20 protein-coding genes and 1 tRNA gene are annotated in these 18088 nt (G+C 53.9%); 11 read left to right on the forward strand and 10 right to left on the reverse strand.

Annotation, left to right across the window (positions count from 1 at the left end):
- Nucleotides 1–7: 7 nt before the first annotated feature.
- The gene (locus tag G512_RS0102195; protein ID WP_028480284.1) at nucleotides 8–541 is read left to right on the forward strand and encodes a gamma carbonic anhydrase family protein; all 534 of its coding nucleotides are present in this window, start codon (nucleotides 8–10) and stop codon (nucleotides 539–541) included.
- Nucleotides 542–609: 68 nt separating this feature from the next.
- Here the strand turns inward: G512_RS0102195 and G512_RS0102200 are convergent, their stop codons facing one another.
- The 3 genes from G512_RS0102200 to G512_RS0102210 form a co-directional block, all read right to left on the reverse strand.
- Nucleotides 610–1230 (reverse strand): transglutaminase-like cysteine peptidase, encoded by a 621-nt coding sequence (locus G512_RS0102200; RefSeq protein ID WP_028480285.1) that lies wholly within the window; start codon nucleotides 1228–1230, stop codon nucleotides 610–612.
- A gap of 365 nt (nucleotides 1231–1595) precedes the next feature.
- Complete coding sequence (locus tag G512_RS0102205) at nucleotides 1596–2231, reverse strand: PilZ domain-containing protein (RefSeq protein WP_051268763.1); 636 nt, start codon at nucleotides 2229–2231, stop codon at nucleotides 1596–1598.
- Between the two features lie 118 nt (nucleotides 2232–2349).
- Complete coding sequence (locus G512_RS0102210; RefSeq protein ID WP_028480287.1) at nucleotides 2350–3045, reverse strand: PAS domain-containing protein; 696 nt, start codon at nucleotides 3043–3045, stop codon at nucleotides 2350–2352.
- A 435-nt stretch (nucleotides 3046–3480) separates the two neighbouring features.
- Between G512_RS0102210 and G512_RS0102215 the strand changes: the two genes are divergently transcribed.
- Both G512_RS0102215 and G512_RS0102220 read left to right on the forward strand, forming a co-directional pair.
- Nucleotides 3481–4251: a rhomboid family intramembrane serine protease gene (locus tag G512_RS0102215; RefSeq protein WP_051268765.1), complete on the forward strand. Its 771-nt coding sequence runs from the start codon at nucleotides 3481–3483 to the stop codon at nucleotides 4249–4251.
- Between the two features lie 132 nt (nucleotides 4252–4383).
- A complete protein-coding gene (locus G512_RS0102220; RefSeq protein ID WP_028480289.1) occupies nucleotides 4384–4815 on the forward strand; it encodes a CBS domain-containing protein in 432 nt (143 codons plus the stop codon).
- A 74-nt stretch (nucleotides 4816–4889) separates the two neighbouring features.
- Here the strand turns inward: G512_RS0102220 and G512_RS0102225 are convergent, their stop codons facing one another.
- The 3 genes from G512_RS0102225 to folE form a co-directional block, all read right to left on the reverse strand.
- On the reverse strand, nucleotides 4890–5867 hold the full coding sequence (locus G512_RS0102225; RefSeq protein WP_028480290.1) for a patatin-like phospholipase family protein: 978 nt from the start codon (nucleotides 5865–5867) through the stop codon (nucleotides 4890–4892).
- A 179-nt stretch (nucleotides 5868–6046) separates the two neighbouring features.
- Nucleotides 6047–6514 (reverse strand): phosphoribosyl-AMP cyclohydrolase, encoded by a 468-nt coding sequence (gene hisI, locus G512_RS0102230; protein WP_028480291.1) that lies wholly within the window; start codon nucleotides 6512–6514, stop codon nucleotides 6047–6049.
- Between the two features lie 34 nt (nucleotides 6515–6548).
- Nucleotides 6549–7178, reverse strand: coding sequence for a GTP cyclohydrolase I FolE (gene folE, locus G512_RS0102235; protein WP_028480292.1), 630 nt, complete (start codon nucleotides 7176–7178; stop codon nucleotides 6549–6551).
- A 268-nt stretch (nucleotides 7179–7446) separates the two neighbouring features.
- Between folE and G512_RS0102240 the strand changes: the two genes are divergently transcribed.
- Nucleotides 7447–7890, forward strand: a complete 444-nt coding sequence (locus G512_RS0102240) for an iron-sulfur cluster assembly scaffold protein (protein WP_028480293.1) — start codon at nucleotides 7447–7449, stop codon at nucleotides 7888–7890.
- A 66-nt stretch (nucleotides 7891–7956) separates the two neighbouring features.
- Complete coding sequence (gene yidD, locus G512_RS0102245) at nucleotides 7957–8301, forward strand: membrane protein insertion efficiency factor YidD (protein WP_028480294.1); 345 nt, start codon at nucleotides 7957–7959, stop codon at nucleotides 8299–8301.
- Between the two features lie 10 nt (nucleotides 8302–8311).
- Here yidD and G512_RS21990 read toward each other — a convergent pair whose 3' ends face one another.
- Complete coding sequence (locus tag G512_RS21990) at nucleotides 8312–8758, reverse strand: hypothetical protein (RefSeq protein WP_051268768.1); 447 nt, start codon at nucleotides 8756–8758, stop codon at nucleotides 8312–8314.
- 339 nt (nucleotides 8759–9097) lie between these two features.
- Here G512_RS21990 and G512_RS0102255 point away from each other — a divergent pair.
- Together G512_RS0102255 and G512_RS0102260 are read left to right on the forward strand one after the other, a co-directional pair.
- A tRNA-Tyr gene (locus G512_RS0102255) sits at nucleotides 9098–9182 on the forward strand.
- 178 nt (nucleotides 9183–9360) lie between these two features.
- Nucleotides 9361–9783 carry an ASCH domain-containing protein gene (locus G512_RS0102260; RefSeq protein WP_028480295.1) on the forward strand — a complete coding sequence of 141 codons (423 nt, stop codon included), beginning with the start codon at nucleotides 9361–9363 and terminating at the stop codon, nucleotides 9781–9783.
- Nucleotide 9784: 1 nt separating this feature from the next.
- On the opposite strand, the gene G512_RS0102265 is transcribed toward G512_RS0102260, so the two are convergent.
- Nucleotides 9785–11152, reverse strand: coding sequence for a glycosyltransferase family 4 protein (locus G512_RS0102265; RefSeq protein ID WP_028480296.1), 1368 nt, complete (start codon nucleotides 11150–11152; stop codon nucleotides 9785–9787).
- 200 nt (nucleotides 11153–11352) lie between these two features.
- Here G512_RS0102265 and thrS point away from each other — a divergent pair, with 200 nt between their 5' ends.
- Both thrS and G512_RS0102275 read left to right on the forward strand, forming a co-directional pair.
- On the forward strand, nucleotides 11353–13293 hold the full coding sequence (gene thrS, locus G512_RS0102270; protein ID WP_028480297.1) for a threonine--tRNA ligase: 1941 nt from the start codon (nucleotides 11353–11355) through the stop codon (nucleotides 13291–13293).
- 158 nt (nucleotides 13294–13451) lie between these two features.
- A complete protein-coding gene (locus G512_RS0102275; protein WP_028480298.1) occupies nucleotides 13452–14285 on the forward strand; it encodes a lysophospholipid acyltransferase family protein in 834 nt (277 codons plus the stop codon).
- A 50-nt stretch (nucleotides 14286–14335) separates the two neighbouring features.
- Here G512_RS0102275 and G512_RS19755 read toward each other — a convergent pair whose 3' ends face one another.
- Complete coding sequence (locus G512_RS19755; protein WP_073833001.1) at nucleotides 14336–15427, reverse strand: hypothetical protein; 1092 nt, start codon at nucleotides 15425–15427, stop codon at nucleotides 14336–14338.
- Nucleotides 15428–15698: 271 nt separating this feature from the next.
- Between G512_RS19755 and G512_RS0102285 the strand changes: the two genes are divergently transcribed.
- Together G512_RS0102285 and G512_RS0102290 are read left to right on the forward strand one after the other, a co-directional pair.
- Nucleotides 15699–16289 carry a nitroreductase family protein gene (locus tag G512_RS0102285; protein WP_028480299.1) on the forward strand — a complete coding sequence of 197 codons (591 nt, stop codon included), beginning with the start codon at nucleotides 15699–15701 and terminating at the stop codon, nucleotides 16287–16289.
- Between the two features lie 16 nt (nucleotides 16290–16305).
- A complete protein-coding gene (locus G512_RS0102290; protein ID WP_028480300.1) occupies nucleotides 16306–16902 on the forward strand; it encodes a flavin reductase family protein in 597 nt (198 codons plus the stop codon).
- 466 nt (nucleotides 16903–17368) lie between these two features.
- Here the strand turns inward: G512_RS0102290 and G512_RS23120 are convergent, their stop codons facing one another.
- The gene (locus G512_RS23120; protein ID WP_028480302.1) at nucleotides 17369–18058 is read right to left on the reverse strand and encodes an aldolase/citrate lyase family protein; all 690 of its coding nucleotides are present in this window, start codon (nucleotides 18056–18058) and stop codon (nucleotides 17369–17371) included.
- Between the last annotated feature and the right edge of the window lie 30 nt (nucleotides 18059–18088).

Raw genomic sequence — 18088 nt, forward strand, 5'->3', positions numbered from 1 at the left:
AGGGGCTATGACCGTTTATGCACTTGATGGCGTGAAGCCAACACTACCGTCTTCGAATGAGTTTTGGATTGCCCCGAGCGCAGAGGTAATCGGCCATGTTCGGTTGGACGAGGAAGCCAGCGTTTGGTTTGGCGCTGTTCTGCGGGGGGACAACGAACTTATTTATGTTGGTGCGCGCTCGAATATTCAGGATGGGGCTGTACTGCATACCGATCCCGGTTGCCCACTCACGATCGGCACAGGGTGTACGATTGGCCATAAGGCAATTCTGCATGGCTGCACGATTGGTGACAATGCTCTGATCGGGATGGGGGCTACTGTGCTCAATGGCGCGCAGATTGGTAAAAACTGCATTATTGGCGCCAATGCCTTGGTACCTGAAGGCAAAGTTATTCCTGATGGTTCTCTCGTGGTTGGCATGCCTGGAAAGGTCGTGCGTGAGTTGAGCGCCGCCCAACAGGAAAGACTTCAGTTGTCAGCGGATGTTTATGTCGCGAACTGGCGTCGCTTCAAGGCAGGCTTGTCCATTATTGAGGAATGAAGACTTGAAGAAATGACAAGGGGCCCCAGGGCAAGGGGCCCCTTGTCGTTTTGGTAGAGGCTTGGGACTTAGTTCTTGATAGAGGCGACCGTGGTTACCCGGCGGTCAGAGATCGCGGCCCATTTGGCTGGATCGCGACTGGATTGGCGCTTAATGAAGCGATACGGTGTAGAATACCAAGGCAGAATGGCATTCATCTGATTGTCCAAAATCAAATCGCCCTGATTGGTTCTAACGCTGAGAACCGCATGTCCTTGGTTGTTGGTGTCTTTCACGACCGTGATCAAAAGCGCGCTTTTGGGCCAGCCAGCTTCGATCAGCAGGCGGCGTTTTTCCAAAACGTATTCTTCACAATCACCATATCCGGCTGTCGGGTAGGTCCAAAACTCCGATACACCAAACTGATCTTCGTCCGGCAAGGGCTTGATCGTGGTATTGATGGTCTTGTTGATGTCGAGCAGTTCTTGCCAGCGCGGTCCGTCCAATTTGACAACGACAGGTAGCGTATGGGTACCAACGCACTCCTGAGGCCATAATGTGCAAAACTCAAGGTGCCCCGCGGGCGCCGTTGCTTCACCCAGAACAGGCATGAAACGGCCAAGCGGAGTCTCAGCAAGGGTGGTTGATGCTCCTGAAAAGAGCAGAGCCAAACCAATTCCAAATGCTGAGAGTGTTTTTGAAAGCACCATCTTGCTGCACGAGCTCCGTTGAACATGAAGCTACAGTGCCGCCCCCGGTTTTATAGGGGTTAAACCGGTCGAAGCGAGATTGAGTCAAATACGACTAAAAACAGATTTTAATTTAAGTCAAATTAGATTTGAATTTTATTCAAATAAAGTTCAAATTGTAATTATTATAAGATGTTGTTTTGATTTATTATTTTTGATCCGGTTGTCTCTCTAAAGTAATCATTAGCGTTAATATCCAATCAATGGGCCATAGGGAAAGAGTTAACCTTGCTGACAACTTTCGTAGCTCTTGAAATTCCTGAGGCGGAAAGAGGGGAACGGAAAGCTTGTTCTATAGCTTTAAAGGGTGGTGAGCGGGCTGAGGGTCAGAAGGAATCCGGGGCGATGTGTCGTTCGAGAAGCTGCTGGTTCTGGATTGAGGCAAATTCGACCGCAATGCCGTCTTCCATATGGCGCACCACGCGGGCGCGCATCTTACCCAGTGAAATCTCCATGCCGATGGCAGGGCGCACTTCGGTTTTCAAGGCTGCCCCGGACAAGGAAACATCGATGATCCGACAGTCGTAACTGCGGTTGTCTGGCAGAACGATTCTGGTGATAGGGTTTTTCGGAATGAAGCGCTCGTGTCGGCGGTCTTCCGGCAGGTTGAGGGCGTCTCGATTTGCCAACCACGTCAGCACATTTGCAAGCTTGTCTCGCTTGCGCGGGGTTGCATTGAGTTCAACAGCAAAACCGCCGTCGATATGGCGGGAGATCCGCCCTTCGATGCGGCCGATATGATCGAGGTAGGCGATAACTCGTTCGCCAACCTTGCCAGCCACCGGGGCGATGATCGCCGCACCGCCGGGTGACATGTTGGTCACCTGACACGGATACTCGCGCCGATCTTCCAGCATGAAGCGCCCGAGGATATCGACATCGACGCGTGAGAACCGTCGTTGCTCCGAATTCTGCGCGATGATCTTACTCAGTATCTGAGATGTCGACTTACCCGACCTCATTTGAGCCCCTGATTTCCAACGTTAGCCATCGGCCACCCGACCTTAACTTAATGGAAACCTAATCCGCTACGGTTAACAGTTTATAATTACCCACTGTATTTCCGAGGGCTTTATGCACTTATCCGTGGTGTTTGCCTCCATCAATCACACGAAGGTGCTTCACGCGACGGGCGCTGGCAATTGCGCCAGCCATGGCGGCGTCGGCAGCCGGACGGTCGCGTTGTGGTGTGGTGTCGATTGTGACGCCCGGTTTCTTCTGGGAGCGGCGGATCGATTTGAAGTGGTGGACTTCCACCGGTGTTTCCTGAATGTCCAAATCGTCATCGGGCCACATCAATCGCAGCGACGTCACGCGCTGGCTGCAAATCGGAGTGGAGCCAAGCCACATGGGGCGTTGCATGGGAACCGCGCAGCCGAGGAGGCGGGTACACCCTTCGCCGCGAACATGAACCGGCAGTAACAGCATTTCCATGTCCAGCGTATGGCCCTTTGAACTTTCGCACCGAATGCCTATGACTGCGGCCGCGTTTTCCGTTGTAATGGTGGAAAGCAGTGCTGAGATTGCTTCGCGGTCCTTGTCAGACCATCCAATCAGGAAGTCTCGCCCCTTCAGTTCTTTACAATAGGCTGAACAAAGTCGTGTTCCTGCCAGGCGGAACTTGTAGGAGAGTGGATGTTTGACTTCCAGAATAAACGTATCGCCAAGAACGGATTTGATTGATGCTGGATGAATGTCACCTCGATCCGGTGCCGCTCGAGGGCCGCGGATATCGTCCCAGTATTGGTAGAGCGTTCGTGTGGCACCATGTTTCATTGAACTCGTTCCCCTCAAATTGATTCTTTAAAAATCTCGCTGCCGGTTCGAAGTGTCCTGTTTATGGACAAAATTAACTATCCATCTGACTTCACCACTTACTAAGCAGGGGGTGTGCCAACTCGCAGGATTTTACTGCTTTTTCAGCGAGTTGCTGGGAGGTGAAATGCGCATGTTGTCTGTTCTCGATGGTTCAGCCCACGGTGTTTTGGGGTGCCGGTTGTTAACTTTTGGCAAGGTGTCATAAGCTGAGGTTCGTATTCAGGCGCACAAATCCACGATTTGACTGCGTCTGTTTCATGGATGCCTCAAAGAAGGGGTGGAACAGATCCGAAGTCCTCAGCAAACGCGGACACTGGCGCTGCTGGAAAAATTTGTGCTTGTACTCGTAGGCCGTATCGCCTACCTCCCAAAGACACACAGGAGAAATGGATCATGGACAACCCCGATTTGTCTCAGGATGGCACAGAGCCGCCCAAGGCTGAGCCGGTTTTCAACCTGCCCAATCTGATTGTGATCCTCGGGGCGGTGCTGATCGGCATTCATAGTGTGCGTTCATGGGTGCTCCCGCCTGAGACTGATCTAATGACGCTGTTCATGTTTGCGTTCTGGCCGGTGCGCTATCTGCCGGAGGTTGCGGCCAGCGGCCAGTGGCCCGGCGGTTTCTTCAGTGGCATCTGGAGCTTCGCCAGCTATGCCTTCCTTCACGGCAGTTTTACTCATGTCTTGTTTAATGTGCTCTGGATGTCGATTTTCGGCACCGCGCTTGCGCGCCGGTTTGGCACCTCACGATTTTTGCTGTTTTCCTTGCTGACTGCCATTGCGGGCGCTGGTGCCCATCTTGTGTCGCATTGGGGGGATCAAGTGCCTGTGGTCGGTGCTTCTGCTGCGATTTCGGCACATATGGCGGGTGCGATCCGTTTTGTTTTTGATTTCGGCGGCCCTCTGGGAGTGGTAAGAGCGCCCGACAGCATTGCGTATCGACTGCCTGCCCGTCCCTTCAAGGAAGCACTGTCAAACCCGCAGGTGTTTGGCTTTATCGTCGCCTGGTTTGGCATCAATCTGTTGTTTGGGCTGTGGTCGACGCCGCTTGCGGGTGAGGGGGCGTCCATTGCATGGGAAGCGCATGTCGGCGGCTTTATTGCCGGTTTGTTGCTGTTCCCCGTGTTCGACCCTGTCCCTCGGCGGCCGAATATCCTCACCTGATTTCCCTTGGTTTTCGCAGGTTCGCTTGTTGGGGGCTATGCAAGGGGAGCGCTTTTTGCCTAAGATGCCGCTAGGTAAATATCGCGGCATGCCGGTGTTACCGCGCAGATTATGGCAAAGAGGAGGGATACCATGACAGTCGCTGCTATCCTCAACAGCAAGGGGCGCGAAGTCTTCACGGAGACGACCGACAAAACCCTCGGCGAAATTGCCGCCGTTCTTGGCGGTCGGCGGATCGGGGCGATTGTGCTTTGCGATGAACCCGGTGTGATCTGCGGTATCATTTCAGAGCGCGATATTGTGGGAGCCATAGCGCTGAATGGCCCGGATGTGCTGAGCCAGCCAGTGAAAGACTACATGACTGCTGATGTTATTACATGCAGTGAGCATGATACCATCAACGCCGTCATGGAGCAGATGACAACGCGTCGCTTCCGGCATATGCCCGTTCAAAGCGATGGGAAAATGGTTGGTCTGGTTTCCATTGGTGACGTGGTCAAGTACCGCATTGCCGAGGTTGAGCGCGAAGCGGAGCAACTGCGTAGCTACATCCACACCGCGTGACCCTGTTTGGATGCGAAATCCTCAACTGCAAGTCTCTTGTATCGGGGGCGGGCGGCACGCCTGGTTGCGTGCCGTCAGATAAGGCGTTTTGGATTGTGGGCCAAACACGCTTGAGTGTCTTCAATTGCCTTCAATCCGGCGTCGTAGCCGATTTTGATCGCGTCATCAGCCCGGTGGAAATCAAAGAGGCCCAAGTGTCCAAGACGCAGGCTCATGATGACATCCGGTGGGTCGCCAGCAAGACGTGACCGTCCGATGCGATCCTGGATAATGTTGTAGCTATCCATCATTACCCCTGAAATGCCGGGTAACCCATTGGAGCGCCCCCCCATGAACTGCCGACGCAAAATGCGGCTTGCCGTAGAGCCCATTGCCTGTTTCATGTCGTGTTCTACCTCCGGCAACATGTCTGGTGGGGCAGGTGGCAGATCATGAACGACCGTTGAGCCGCGGCCAAAGGTGTCGGAATTGAGATTGACCGCAACGACGACTCGTGCACCCAAGGCACGGCATACAGAGACAGGGATAGGGTTCACCAAAGCCCCGTCGACCAACCACCGGCCTCCCAGAGGAACTGGTTCGAAAACGCCAGGAAGAGCATAAGAGCAGCGCAGTGCATGGGACAGGCTGCCTGATTTGATCCAGATTTCGTGTCCTGTGCCAAGTTCCGTCGCCACTGCTGCGAACGGACCTGACAAGTCCTCGATCCTGAGATCACCAACATGGGATTCGAGGCGGTTACGGAGGCGCTGGCCGCCGATCAGGCCGGATCCTCTTATGGAAATATCCATGAGCCCGAATACCCGTCGACGGGTCAATGACCTGGCGAAGTCCTCAAGCTCATCCAGTTTGCCCGCCAGATAGCATCCGCCGACGACTGCGCCAATGGAGGTGCCGCAGATGAGATCGGGGCGGATGCCGTTTTCGAGAAACGCCCTGAGAACTCCGATATGAGCCCAACCACGAGCTGCGCCGCCGCCAAGGGCCAAGCCCAAAGTGGGGCGCTCAGGACGCTCAAGGCCGCTGGCCTCTCGTTCGTCCTCGTCTTCCACCGGTTGCTCTGCTACCGGATCTGGTTGTCCGTGGTGGTCTGAGTGTTCAGGTTTTTTGGATGACCATCGTGGGAAGCTAGCCAACACCTAAGTTCTCCAAGTTTGATGATGAGAGTGGTGAGATGCTTCTTGTTTTGGTTTGTCTCGTGAATGGATGGCGCTCTCAAGCGCCTTCCATACTATTTGGAAGAGTAGACTTCAGCAGGATCATAGACCCTTTCGGTCTCAGCGAAAACCAGATGCGGTTGCCCATTTTGATCGGTTTCGACACGCCTGTAAAAGCAGGAGCGGTATCCAACGTGGCAGGTCGCGCCGTTGCCAGCGACGCGAACGCGGAGCCAAATGGCATCCTGATCGCAGTCAGTGCGGATTTCAACCACTTCCTGAACCTGGCCTGAGGTGGCCCCTTTTTTCCAGTATTCCTGACGTGATCGGCTCCAATACCATGCGTGACCGGTTTCAATAGTGCGTTGCAGGGCTGTTTCATTCATGAACCCCACCATCAACAACTCGCCACTGTCAAAATGGGTGACGACCGCCGGAATGAGGCCATGCTCATCAAACTTGGGGGCAAGCACGGTGCCGTGCTCCATGGTTTTCTTGTCGAGGGCGGACGCAAAAGGCGTCATACCTTGGCCGGTCGTCATCTATTCAGGCTTTCACGTGTAATGCTGGGAGTTTTCAAGATGTGGTGCGGATGAGTGTCATGAACCGGGCCTGTTCAGCCGGATCTTCCTTGAAGATGCCGGTAAACTGGTTCGTTATCGTGCTCACGCCCGCTTTTTGAATGCCGCGCATCGCCATGCACTGGTGTTCCGCTTCGAGCATGACAGCGATGCCGCGCGGCGCCAGATAAGTGTCTATGGCACCAATGATTTCCGCAGTGAGATTTTCTTGAGTCTGCAGTCGGCGCGCATAAATCTCGACCACGCGGGCCAGTTTGGACAGGCCAATCACCTTGTTCGAAGGGTAGTACGCAATGTGCGCTTTCCCTTTGAAAGGCAAAACGTGGTGTTCGCAGAACGAATAGAAGTCGATATCACGCAGCAGCACGATGTCGTTGTAGCCGCCGACTTCTTCAAATGTGCGTTCAAGATGCTCGCGCGGGTCTTCGCGATAACCGGCAAACAAGTCCTCAAATGCCTTGACCATGCGTTTTGGTGTTTCCACCAGGCCTTCGCGCTCCGGATTGTCGCCTGCCCATTCCAGCAGCACGCGTGCGGCGGCTTCTGCTTCTTCACGGGAAGGGCGGGACGCAGCGCGCCGCTCATCCGAGGTTTCTTGTGCAACCGTTCTTAGCACAGCATCCATATGTGTTCTCCAACTCTAAAGGCGAACCTACCCTGTTTCCGAGGGTCACTGTCCTCAAATCATCGGGTTACACTGCGTCATCATGCAACCCTCAATTCTTACGTTCCACGCTGCTGCTAGGATTAGTGCGTTGTGATTTTAATGTGCCAGTTCATGATCTGCTCAGGCAGACACGGACGCGGAGTTGACACTAAAATTACTCGGCATTGGCCCTTATATAGGTTAGTTATCTGATAGATGAAAGTGGCAGCGCCAACAAGGGGCCGTTATGCTAAACGACATTTACAACCAGAAGATCCTCGAATTTGCGGGCAATGTTCCTCTCCTTGGGCATCTCGAAGCGCCGCATGGCATGGCCAAGGCACATTCGCGCCTGTGCGGGTCTACGGTTTCTGTCGAGGTGTGTCTTGAGGGGGATCATGTGTGCAATTTCGCGCAGGATGTGAAGGCCTGTGCGTTGGGTCAGGCCTCTGCTGCGATTCTGGGGCGCCACGTTATTGGCGCATCGCGGGATGAACTGGTCAAGGCCAGAGATGCTCTCAAGGCCATGTTGAAGGAGGGCGGCTCGCCGCCTGAGGGGCGCTTTCATGAGCTCGCCTTTCTTGAGCCTGTCAAAGACTACAAGGCACGGCATGCATCCACCATGCTGGCATTTGAAGCGGTCGTTGAGGCTGTCGAAAAAGCGCAAACCAGTGCTCAAGCCGGAGTGTAAACCGTGTGCCATCACTCGCACAGGCATCAGCATGAGATCGTGCCGCATCAGTGTTCTGGACAGCAGGTGGACTCTCGGTCTCCTGAGGGGGCTGGCAGGCGCAGTCCGGGTTTGATGATCGCCGTCGGTTTGATCCGAGCTTATCAATACAGCTTTTCCCTGTTCATGGGGCGAGGGTGCCGATACGCGCCAACTTGTTCCAGTTATACGGAAACCGCCATGCGGCGCTTTGGTGTGTGGCGTGGCGGATGGATGGGCGCCGCACGTATCCTGCGATGTCATCCTTGGGGTGGTAGTGGCTATGATCCTGTGCCGGACGAGGTGCCTGTCAATGCCAGATGGTATATGCCCTGGCGCTATGGCTTGTGGCGTAGTGATCATATTGATCCCTCAACACGGTTGGATGGTTAGGCGTCTGCACTCAAGAGCATCCCTTTCGACCATCTGATGGCGTGACGCCGCTCAAGACTTCAAAGGTGCCTTCAACCTGCAAGTTGCTGTCCTGCTCGGCATTGATAATGACGCCGAATATCTTGCCTGTGGTGAAATCCAGCGTCCAGACGTAGCCGAGATTGGATGTCTCGGGAGAATCCTTCCAGCTCACTTGTGTAATGTCGGGCGTTATCTCCGTCATGGTGTAGGCGGCCTGATGGTGTTCGGGGTCCGCCAGCTGCGATATGTCGTTCCAAACCAAGAAATCAGTTTCGCAGAAAAATGTTTCGAACCGCTTTTCGATAGTGTCGCCGTTTGCGCTTGCCTCCTGCCAAACGTGCGTCAGCGTCTTTCCCAACAAATCACGCGCGTGAACAGGTGTTGCAAAGGCCCAAAAAGCTGCAAGGAGCAGGGATGCGGAGATGATGGCTTTCATATTGTTCTCGTTATTGCGGCCGGATGGGGTGGATTACATACTTACGTAACGGTAGAATAGCTATTTGGCGGAACCATGGCTTGTGCGTCCAGCAACTTTTGATTGTTGTTTGCGCTAAAGTTAGAGAACACCTACCAGTTCGAGCGTCATTGATTGCCTCGCCGAGTTTTGGTGGCTTGTGAATAACTCTATGTTTTCTAGGCAGAAAAACGGTGGGAGAGGAGTTTTCCAAGGCAATGTCGGCTAAATGGTGGACAGTTTTCAGCTGCGGCGTTGACAATCAGGCCATGAATTCGCATAAGGCCTCCCACACGACGCGGTCGACACCGACAACGCGACGGAGGAGTGCCCGAGTGGCTAAAGGGGGCGGACTGTAAATCCGCTGGCTATGCCTACGTTGGTTCGAATCCAACCTCCTCCACCACCTTTTCCGATGCTTTCAATATACGCTAACTCGCTTTAAAAAAAGCTGTGCCTGCACTGTCTTCAGGATAGACGTTTGCTGAGGATTACTGGCTGCTCTATACCCGGAGTATCCAAATCTTCGATCTGGTGAGGGCAATTACCACACCAGTGCTGTGTTCGAGCCAGAAAGAGGCCCAATGTCCTTCGACGTTTCCGAACTTCCCAGTTTTACGTTTGGCGATACGCCAGAACTGGCAGATGAGCTGCTGAACCTTGTTCTTATTGGTCAGAAAACCGCCACCTGCGGAGATCTATACTACTACGAGACGGAGGGGGTTCCGGTGCCGCAGGCAGGCGATCGCTACGTCATTCTTGATGGTGCTGGTAAACCGGGCTGTGTCGTTGAGATGGTTGACGTGTCTATCCGCAAGTTCAACGAAATTGATGAAGTGTGGGCCGTTCTGGAGGGTGAAGGGGACTTGAGCCTAGAGCACTGGCAACGAGAGCATAAGGCCTATTTCGAGCGCCTTGGCGTTTTCTCATCGGAGATGGAGCTGGTTTGCGAGTACTTCAAACTCATCAAGGTTTTCAAGCAGTCCGGGCAGGATACGACACATTAAGCTATCCGACGTGGAGGTGTGGCGCCTTGCTCGTGCGCTTCTCCGAATGTGGTGGTTGTCCTGACGCCTCACCTGAATGAGCACAGGCATGGCTGTGCAGATCTTGCGCGACCTCCCGCCAACTGCGCAGCGAGCTGCGGTTCGGAACCTTGCGGCGAAAACGTGTTGGAGCCTCCAGAAAATTGCGTAGACACGTGACGATGGTCTCAACTCTGTTGGGATCAAAGTAGGAGACATGCGGGCCGCCTACTTCCGGGATGGACGTAGTATGGGACGCCAAGACAGGTGTGCCCATCCAGAGCGCTTCCCCAACAGGCATGCCAAACCCCTCATAAAGACTGGGATAGATCAGCGCTTGGGCGCGGACATACAGCCTGAGCAGATCCGATTGTTGCGGCCCCGGGACAAGGTGAATGTAGGGGGCGACGCGATCCAGCTCGTGATCGAGGATCAACTGCTCCAAAGCGGAGGGCTCGATATTGCCTGCGCAAACCAGCTTGGGAAGCGTGAAAGGAAGTCCGCTTTTGAGAAGGGATTGGTAGGCCTTGAAAACAGCAAGGGCATTCTTGCGGTGCTGAATATCTCCCACCATCAGAAAATAGCGCTCGGGCGGAGGGCTCGCCATGCGAGTTCCCTCAGTTTCACCACGGGTTTCAGGGGCTCCTCGGATTTCATGGGCTAGCGGAACGCATTGTAACCGTCGTGGAGAGGGCAAATGCTGTTCGCGAATGTAGGCTATAACGTCATCGCGCGTGAATTGGGAGTTGGTCAGAAGATTTGGGGCGAGGGAGAGCAGGGCTTTCAAATCATGTTCCCAGCGGCCGCTCCCGCGTGATTTGGGGCCCATCTCAGTCCGGACAGGGATCAGATCGTGGATGAAGCCAACATAGTTCTCGAGGTCGCCTGCTTGTGTCATGTGAGTCGCGAGTTGTCGCTGTGTGTGTATACCGCCAAGGCAAAGTGTTGGCTGTATGAACTTCCGAACCGGAGTGCCAAGGGCTGTGCCCTCCAAGGCACCTGTCAGCTTTGCATAAAAGCGGCGGCATTTGTACTTTCCGGCATGGAACAGATGTCGGATCGGCCGCCCCGTGTATTTGGGCGCCCAAGGAGCCATAAGGGCATTGCCTAAACTCTCTGCGGTCCATTTGGGGAAAGGATCTGCGTGATCGAAGAGCTTGCGCGGATCGACTTCGTGATATCGGGAGGTTCCGTTGTGAAAGCAAATGAAGGTCACGGGCAGGGGCTCGGTAAACAACGCATAAGCCACTTCCAGTATGGTGCGATGGATTCCCGTTGCCTGCTTCGTGTTTTTGCCGTCGCCCTTCAGTTCCGTCAGATCAAACTGAATGGCGGTGGTCTCGTTTTTCATGAAAGTGGCTCCCTCAACCCACTTGCGCCCATCAGTTGCAGTGTGGAGAGGAAAATGGTGTCCGGCAATCTCCTGAAATTGTTGAGCTTGACCCGTTGATTACTGGACCCGACCCGCAAAATTCGCTAAGCAAGCGCTCTGAAACCAACAGGAGACCGCTTACCTGCCTTTGTCTGCAGGAGTGAGCTGGAGAGAATGATATGATTCAACTGACTTTCCCCGACAATTCTGTTCGCGAATTCGAGGCTGGTGTATCCGGTCTGGACGTGGCTGGCAGCATTTCCAAATCCTTGCAGAAGAAATCCCTTGCCATGGCATTGGATGGTGAGCTGCGGGACTTGAGTGATGTTATTGAGCACAATGCAAAAATCGAGCTTATCACACGAGATGATCCTCGGGCGCTTGAGCTGATCCGACACGATTGTGCGCACGTCATGGCCGAGGCCGTGCAGGAACTGTGGCCGGGTACTCAGGTGACCATTGGTCCGGTTATCGAGAATGGGTTCTACTACGACTTCAAGCGCGAGGAACCGTTCACGCCGGAAGACCTGCCGGTGATTGAAAAGAAGATGCGGCAGATCATCGAGCGCAACGCCAAGTTCACCAAAGAAATCTGGAGCCGCGACGAAGCCAAGGACTACTTCCGCCAACAGGGCGAGGATTACAAGGTCGAACTGGTGGATGCGATTCCCGAAGGTGAAAGCGTCAAGATCTACCGTCAGGGCGATTGGCTGGACTTGTGCCGCGGACCGCATATGGTGTCGACCAATCAGATTGGCTCTGCTTTCAAGTTGATGAAGGTGGCTGGCGCTTATTGGCGTGGGGACAGCGACAACGAGATGCTGACTCGCATCTACGGTACGGCGTGGGCCAATGACAACGATCTGAAGGCCTATCTTCACATGCTGGAAGAGGCCGAGAAGCGTGATCACCGCAAGCTGGGCCGTGAAATGGACCTCTATCACTTCCAAGAGGAAGGCCCGGGTGTCGTGTTTTGGCACCACAAAGGTTGGCAGTTGTTCCAGAATCTGACCAATTACATGCGGCGCCGTCTGGCTGATGACTATCAGGAAGTGAATGCGCCGCAGATTCTGGACAAAAGCCTGTGGGAGACCTCGGGGCACTGGGAATGGTACCACGAGAACATGTTCGTCACCGAGACAGAGGACGAGCGTGTATTTGCCATCAAGCCGATGAATTGTCCCGGTCACGTTCAGATCTTCAAACACGGATTGAAGTCGTATCGCGATCTACCCCTCCGCATGGCTGAGTTCGGTGCCGTATCCCGCTACGAGCCGTCGGGAGCGCTTCATGGATTGATGCGTGTGCGCGCCTTTACTCAGGATGATGCCCATGTGTTCTGTACGGAAGATCAACTGGCCGACGAATGCCACAAGATCAACGATCTGATTTTGGCGGTCTACAAGGACTTTGGCTTTGAAGAAATCGTCGTCAAGCTATCAACGCGTCCGGAAAAGCGGGTTGGCTCCGACGAGGTGTGGGATCATGCCGAAGAAGTCATGAGCGAAGTGCTGAAGCAGATCGAAGAACGCTCAGGCGGGAAGATCAAGACCGATATTCTCGAGGGTGAAGGTGCGTTTTACGGGCCCAAGTTCGAGTATACCTTGCGAGACGCCATCGGTCGCGAATGGCAGTGTGGCACCACGCAGGTGGACTTCAACCTTCCAGAGCGCTTTGGTGCCTTTTACGTGGACAGGGACGGTGAGAAGAAGCAGCCGGTCATGGTTCACCGGGCGATTTGTGGATCTCTGGAGCGTTTCCTCGGCATCCTTATCGAGAACTTCGCCGGTCACTTCCCGTTGTGGCTAGCTCCGCAACAGTATGTTGTGGCTGCGATCACCTCTGATGCTGATGACTACGCGGCCGAAGTCCACAAGGCGATGAAAGCTGCCGGTTTGCGCGGCGAACTGGATCTTCGCAATGAGAAGATCAACTACAAGGTTCGCGAGCACTCTCATGCCAAAGTTCCGGTCATCATTGCCGTGGGCAAGCGTGAAGCTGAGGAGAAGACTGTCAGTATCCGTCGTTTGGGCTCACGTGCTCAAACCAATATGACTTTGGATGAAGCTATTCAAAGCCTGAGTGACGAAGCGGTTGCACCGGATCTCAAGCAGTCCTGATCCATCAGTACATGTTCAGTAAACGGGGTTGGCATCAATAATTGTTGCCAACCCCATATTTTTATGTCTCTGTCGCCAGACTTTCACGAAGAGTTGCTTAGGTGGCGGTCTATTTATGGTTTGTCATCTTAGGCTACGCCCGTTTGGGGAGGTCACATTTGGAATACGCAGAGTTCAGCTACGCGAATGCAGACCATCCGCGTCTCAAGCGCTGGATTATTCGGGGGGTCGAAGGTCTCTCCGGGCGAAAGAAGCTGTTACGTCTTTATGAGATGTGGCGCGAACAAATCGTTGGAAGTACACCCTATCAGTGGGGCGGGTTGCTGGAACTGATCAATGTGTCGCTATCGGTCAGCGGTGCCTCATGGCCACCGAAGAAATTGCCCGATGGTCCGCTTGTGGTCATTGCAAATCATCCATTCGGAATTGGAGATGGGCTGGCCATTCTGGCGCTGACGGAGCAACTTGATCGGCCTTATCGGATCCTCATCAACAATGAACTTCTCAAGGTGCCGGAGATCCGTCCTTATTCTCTGCCCGTTGATTTTGAGGAGACACAGGAAGCGCTGCGCAACAACATGCGCACCCGTCAGGAAGCGTTGCGCCTTCTGAACGAAGGGGTGACAATTGTTGTCTTTCCAGGTGGCGGTGTTGCGACCGCGCGCAAACCCTTTGGCCGCGCCGAGGAATTGCCATGGAAAACCTTCACGGCCAAGTTGATCCGCTCAGCGAAGGCAACAGTGGTTCCCATGTATTTTGAAGGTCAGAACTCGCCGCTCTTTCACATGGCAAGCCGCTTTTCGCTGACATTGCGGTTATCCCTGTTGATCCGCGAGTTTCGGCGCATTGTGGGATCGCATATCTCAATTCGTGTTGGGGATGAAATCCCCTATGAAGAGTTGAAGGCGTTTTCCAACCAGAAGGAAGTCATTGACCATTTGCAGGAGCGCGTTCTTGCATTGGGCCCGCCGGAGTTGAAGCGCTCCGCCTGAGGGGCGCTGGGGAAGCGCCAATATTTCTGATGGAGATTGAAAAGCTCAGCCTATCGCTGAGCTTTTTCTGTATCGATCTCGATTTCCACGTCGCGGAAGCCGGTTTTAACTTCAAAGGTGTCGCGATAGGTTGTTGCACCGTTCTGTGCCATCACTTCATAGGTGCCTGCGGCCAGCGTAAGATCCAGAAACGCACCATTTCCGGAGGCCACGGTATCCCCGCCAGGGGTCAGAACAGTCCATGATGTGTTGGCAAGAGAAATCTTGTTTTTGCCGCTAACCAGCTTCAACGTCACTTCGCCTGCACGATGGTGAAGCGTTGCTTCTGTCAGTTTGCCGGCCTGTACGTGCAAATCAGCGCGGACAATGGCGTTCAAGTTGCCGTATCGGCTCACCACATGGTACGTGCCTGCTCCGATTGGAATCAACTGGCCGGGCTTTACGTTACCCGCGATGAGATTGCGGTTGCCCGTGGCGTCGTAGGTCATGTCGTAGATGTCGAAGGTGACATCTTCGCGTTCCAGTGGCTGATCCCCGGATAGTGCGGCATCCAGGCGAATGCCCCCTGCGTTCAGCACAATTGTTCCGGTTGTGACACCTTGGGTCAGTTCATGCCGTGTTGTGGCCGTTACCTTGCCGAACGAGGTGTGAACCAGGTAGGCGCCTGGGTCCAGCCGGACTTCAGCATCGCTATCCTTGATAACGGCCAGTTGCTCGTAGCTGCCGTCTTCTTTGGGCGTTGCATCGAACACACGCCAAACAAGACCCTTGGTCAGGTTGGGAGTGTCTTCCGAGAGCTTTGCCACAAGATAGAGTGTCGCCTTGTCCATCGCCGTTTCTGCCGTTGAATCAAACGGAAAGCTTGGCGAGTAGGTCTGATTGGTCGAGCCGAATGTGGGGGCCAACGATTGCCCTTGGTAACCGCTCAGCGGATCATAGCTGATGGGCGGGGTAACAGATTGATTGCCGTCTGGATTCATATCCAGAACGTCAGGGGCAAACGGCAAATCCGGTTTGACCGGGGGTATCGCAGATTGTGCCAGCGCGGAGGACACGGGTGCCCATTGCAATGCCACTGCTGTTGCACAGACCACCGCGACACGTGAAACGGCTCTGGAAACAGGATTTAATGTTCTAAGCACCACGTTTGCGCTCTCTGATACACTGTGTTTTTAAGTGTTGTTCCGATGCGACAGCGCACGAAAAACTGGTTGTTCGCATCCAATTGAAACTAGCCTGTCACATTTTGATTTGGAAGCGATTTATAAAGGTTTACTTGAAGTTTTGACAGAAATGCCCAAATGAGGCGAAATTGTGCCCGCTCTATACCCAGTCCCCTCGGGATTGATGGTGGTATCTTTTCAGATTATGCGCGCTGTCAAATTATAGAAATGTTTCAAGAAGCCGAGAATCATGTCCAATAAAAGCACCGATTATTCTGCCGTAACCGAGTTTATGCTCAAGCGCCGTTCACAATTGGCAGCAACACTGGTTGAGCCGGGGCCCAGTCAAGAAGATCTTGCCGTTTTACTGAGAATCGCGACTCGCGTGCCAGATCATCGCAAGCAATGCCCATGGCGATTTGTTGTTTACCAAGGCGATGCGCGCCGTGACGTTGGGGTGAATCTGGCCCGCATTGCCGAGGAAAAGGAAGGTCCGCTTGGCGTAAACCGTCAGCAGATGGAGGAGGGGCGGTTCTTGCGGGCTCCATTGGTGATTGGTGTGCTGGCGTCATATCGACCGGAGAGCAAAGTGCCCAAGCTGGAGCAAACGCTGTCCACAGGCGCGGCTTGCATGAACCTGTTGATCGGAGCTAACAGCCTCGGTTTTGGCGCGCAGTGGATTACAGAGTGGTACACTTATGACGCTGATGCTGCCCGGATGCTGGGTGCTGATGGGCATGAGCAGTTCGCTGGCTTTATTTATATTGGCAGTTCCAGTGTTACGCCCAAAGAGCGGGACCGACCGGACATTGAGGCCATTACCACTCACTGGTCTGCCTAATCACGAGTATTGTTCCATGTTTTACAAGACAAATGAGCCCCATGGGCTGCCTCATAATCCTTTCAAGGCGCTGGTTGCTCCGCGGCCCATAGGTTGGATTTCCAGTAAATCGGCCTCTGGGGCGTTGAATTTGGCACCTTACAGTTTCTTCAATGCTGTTTGCGATACACCGCCGATCGTCATGTTCTCCTCCAGTGGCTACAAAGACTCGGTTGCTAACATCGAGGCGACTGGCGAGTTCGTCTGCAATCTGGCCACTCAGCACCTTCAGGACGCAATGAATACCTCCTCGAAGATGGTGGATTCGGATGTCTCTGAATTTGATCTGGCTGGGTTGGATACCGCGACTTGTGAGATTGTCCGCGTGCCCCGTGTGGAGGCAGCCAAGGCGGCTTTGGAATGCAAGGCGTTGTCTATCCAGCGTCTTGTTGATTTGGCTGGAGAAGAGACCAACTCATGGGTGGTGTTCGGGCAGGTTGTTGGCGTCCACATCGATGATGATGTGCTGGTTGATGGCCTGATTGACATGAGCCGTCTTAAGCTATTGTCGCGGCTTGGGTACATGGACTACGCGGTGATTGACGAAGTGTTTGCTATGCCCAGGCCGCAATGATTGGCGCTGGCTACGAAAAAGGCGGAGATGGAAGGTTCATCTCCGCCGTAATTCGCCCGACAGCAATGGTTGCCCATCACTGGGGAATGTCGGGTGTTGAGCCGTAGACTACGTAGCTCATGTCACCACGAACTAGCACTTTTCAGCGCTTGTTTAAACGGGTTTGGGGATGAACGGGGTGGCACTCAGATGTGGCGAAGCGGCCACACTGCTTTCTTGGGAGTGATTTTTCACCTCAGTGATCGCGACTAAAATATGGCAAACCCTTGGATTTTGGTGTGTTCCAGATCACAGTTTTGATGGTAAATCTGCAACAGCTGTTTTCTTGCCTGTGTGCACCAAAGTCCCGATTGCTTGTGAATAAGCTGTTGAAGTGTCTCCGTGCGCTTTCGCGAACCAGCAGTTGTTGTGCCTGATGATTCTTTGACCATCGTGCAGGAGGTGGGGTCCAGTTTTCTTGGCACGGCTAAGAGGGTCTGTTGAAGTATTGCCGAACAGTTCGCAGTTCGCTCTCATTTGTGACGGCTTTTCCTGCAAAACCCATTGCGCGCGCCTCTTGGGTCCACTTTTGGAACTCATGGGGATTGGCGGCATTGTGGGAGGTGTCAAACGCGGGCACCTCCAGTGCGGCGGCCGCCATGACTATTTGCGCTTGAGCAGTCAGGAAGGGCGAGAAGTAGGAGCCGGTGGAGGAGCGCGTTGAAGTCGCACCAATGGCTTGTTTAAGAGTGTTTTCGCACCACGTCAGTGCTGTGATGCGCGTGGCAACGGTTACTGGCCAGTTTCCAACTGCGCTGAAGGCGGCGGGGCGACTGCCAAGTTCAAACAGTATGGATAGACTTTGGTCGGGACGACCCGTTTCGGCTTCAACCGCAGACAGGATTGTGTTCAAGCGTTGAACGTCCGTAGCAGTGACCAGACCTCCAGTGTAGATCCCGCAGAGAGAGTCTAGAGTGCATTCTTGAACTAAATTCAGTAGTTCTTGATCATCTGCGGTATCTGCAGCGAGAAACAGGTTTTGACACGCCCCTTGGTATGACGCGGTGTTCCCATTCTGCAACGCGTCTCGATCAACTACAATAATGTCGTTGGAAGCTATTTTTCCTTGATGGATCAGAGGACTATCCGGGGTATACACCCTGAGCAGGCAGGTCATTCGGTTCTCCGCAGGTTTTGGATGCAGACA

The sequence above is a fragment of the Pseudovibrio exalbescens DSM 16456 genome (assembly GCF_000422785.1).
In the GTDB taxonomy this organism is placed as follows: domain Bacteria; phylum Pseudomonadota; class Alphaproteobacteria; order Rhizobiales; family Stappiaceae; genus Pseudovibrio; species Pseudovibrio exalbescens.

Coding starts and splice junctions, on each gene's coding strand:
- G512_RS0102205 (WP_051268763.1), bottom strand. CDS start 2,231: ATGAGGTCGGGTAAGTCGACATCTCAGATACTGAGTAAGATCATCGCG.
- G512_RS0102215 (WP_051268765.1), top strand. CDS start 3,481: ATGGACAACCCCGATTTGTCTCAGGATGGCACAGAGCCGCCCAAGGCT.
- G512_RS0102290 (WP_028480300.1), top strand. CDS start 16,306: ATGTTTTACAAGACAAATGAGCCCCATGGGCTGCCTCATAATCCTTTC.
- G512_RS23120 (WP_028480302.1), bottom strand. CDS start 18,058: ATGACCTGCCTGCTCAGGGTGTATACCCCGGATAGTCCTCTGATCCAT.
- G512_RS0102240 (WP_028480293.1), top strand. CDS start 7,447: ATGCTAAACGACATTTACAACCAGAAGATCCTCGAATTTGCGGGCAAT.
- G512_RS0102210 (WP_028480287.1), bottom strand. CDS start 3,045: ATGAAACATGGTGCCACACGAACGCTCTACCAATACTGGGACGATATC.
- thrS (WP_028480297.1), top strand. CDS start 11,353: ATGATTCAACTGACTTTCCCCGACAATTCTGTTCGCGAATTCGAGGCT.
- folE (WP_028480292.1), bottom strand. CDS start 7,178: ATGGATGCTGTGCTAAGAACGGTTGCACAAGAAACCTCGGATGAGCGG.
- G512_RS0102265 (WP_028480296.1), bottom strand. CDS start 11,152: ATGAAAAACGAGACCACCGCCATTCAGTTTGATCTGACGGAACTGAAG.
- G512_RS0102260 (WP_028480295.1), top strand. CDS start 9,361: ATGTCCTTCGACGTTTCCGAACTTCCCAGTTTTACGTTTGGCGATACG.
- G512_RS0102285 (WP_028480299.1), top strand. CDS start 15,699: ATGTCCAATAAAAGCACCGATTATTCTGCCGTAACCGAGTTTATGCTC.
- G512_RS0102220 (WP_028480289.1), top strand. CDS start 4,384: ATGACAGTCGCTGCTATCCTCAACAGCAAGGGGCGCGAAGTCTTCACG.
- hisI (WP_028480291.1), bottom strand. CDS start 6,514: ATGACGACCGGCCAAGGTATGACGCCTTTTGCGTCCGCCCTCGACAAG.
- G512_RS0102195 (WP_028480284.1), top strand. CDS start 8: ATGACCGTTTATGCACTTGATGGCGTGAAGCCAACACTACCGTCTTCG.
- G512_RS21990 (WP_051268768.1), bottom strand. CDS start 8,758: ATGAAAGCCATCATCTCCGCATCCCTGCTCCTTGCAGCTTTTTGGGCC.
- G512_RS0102200 (WP_028480285.1), bottom strand. CDS start 1,230: ATGGTGCTTTCAAAAACACTCTCAGCATTTGGAATTGGTTTGGCTCTG.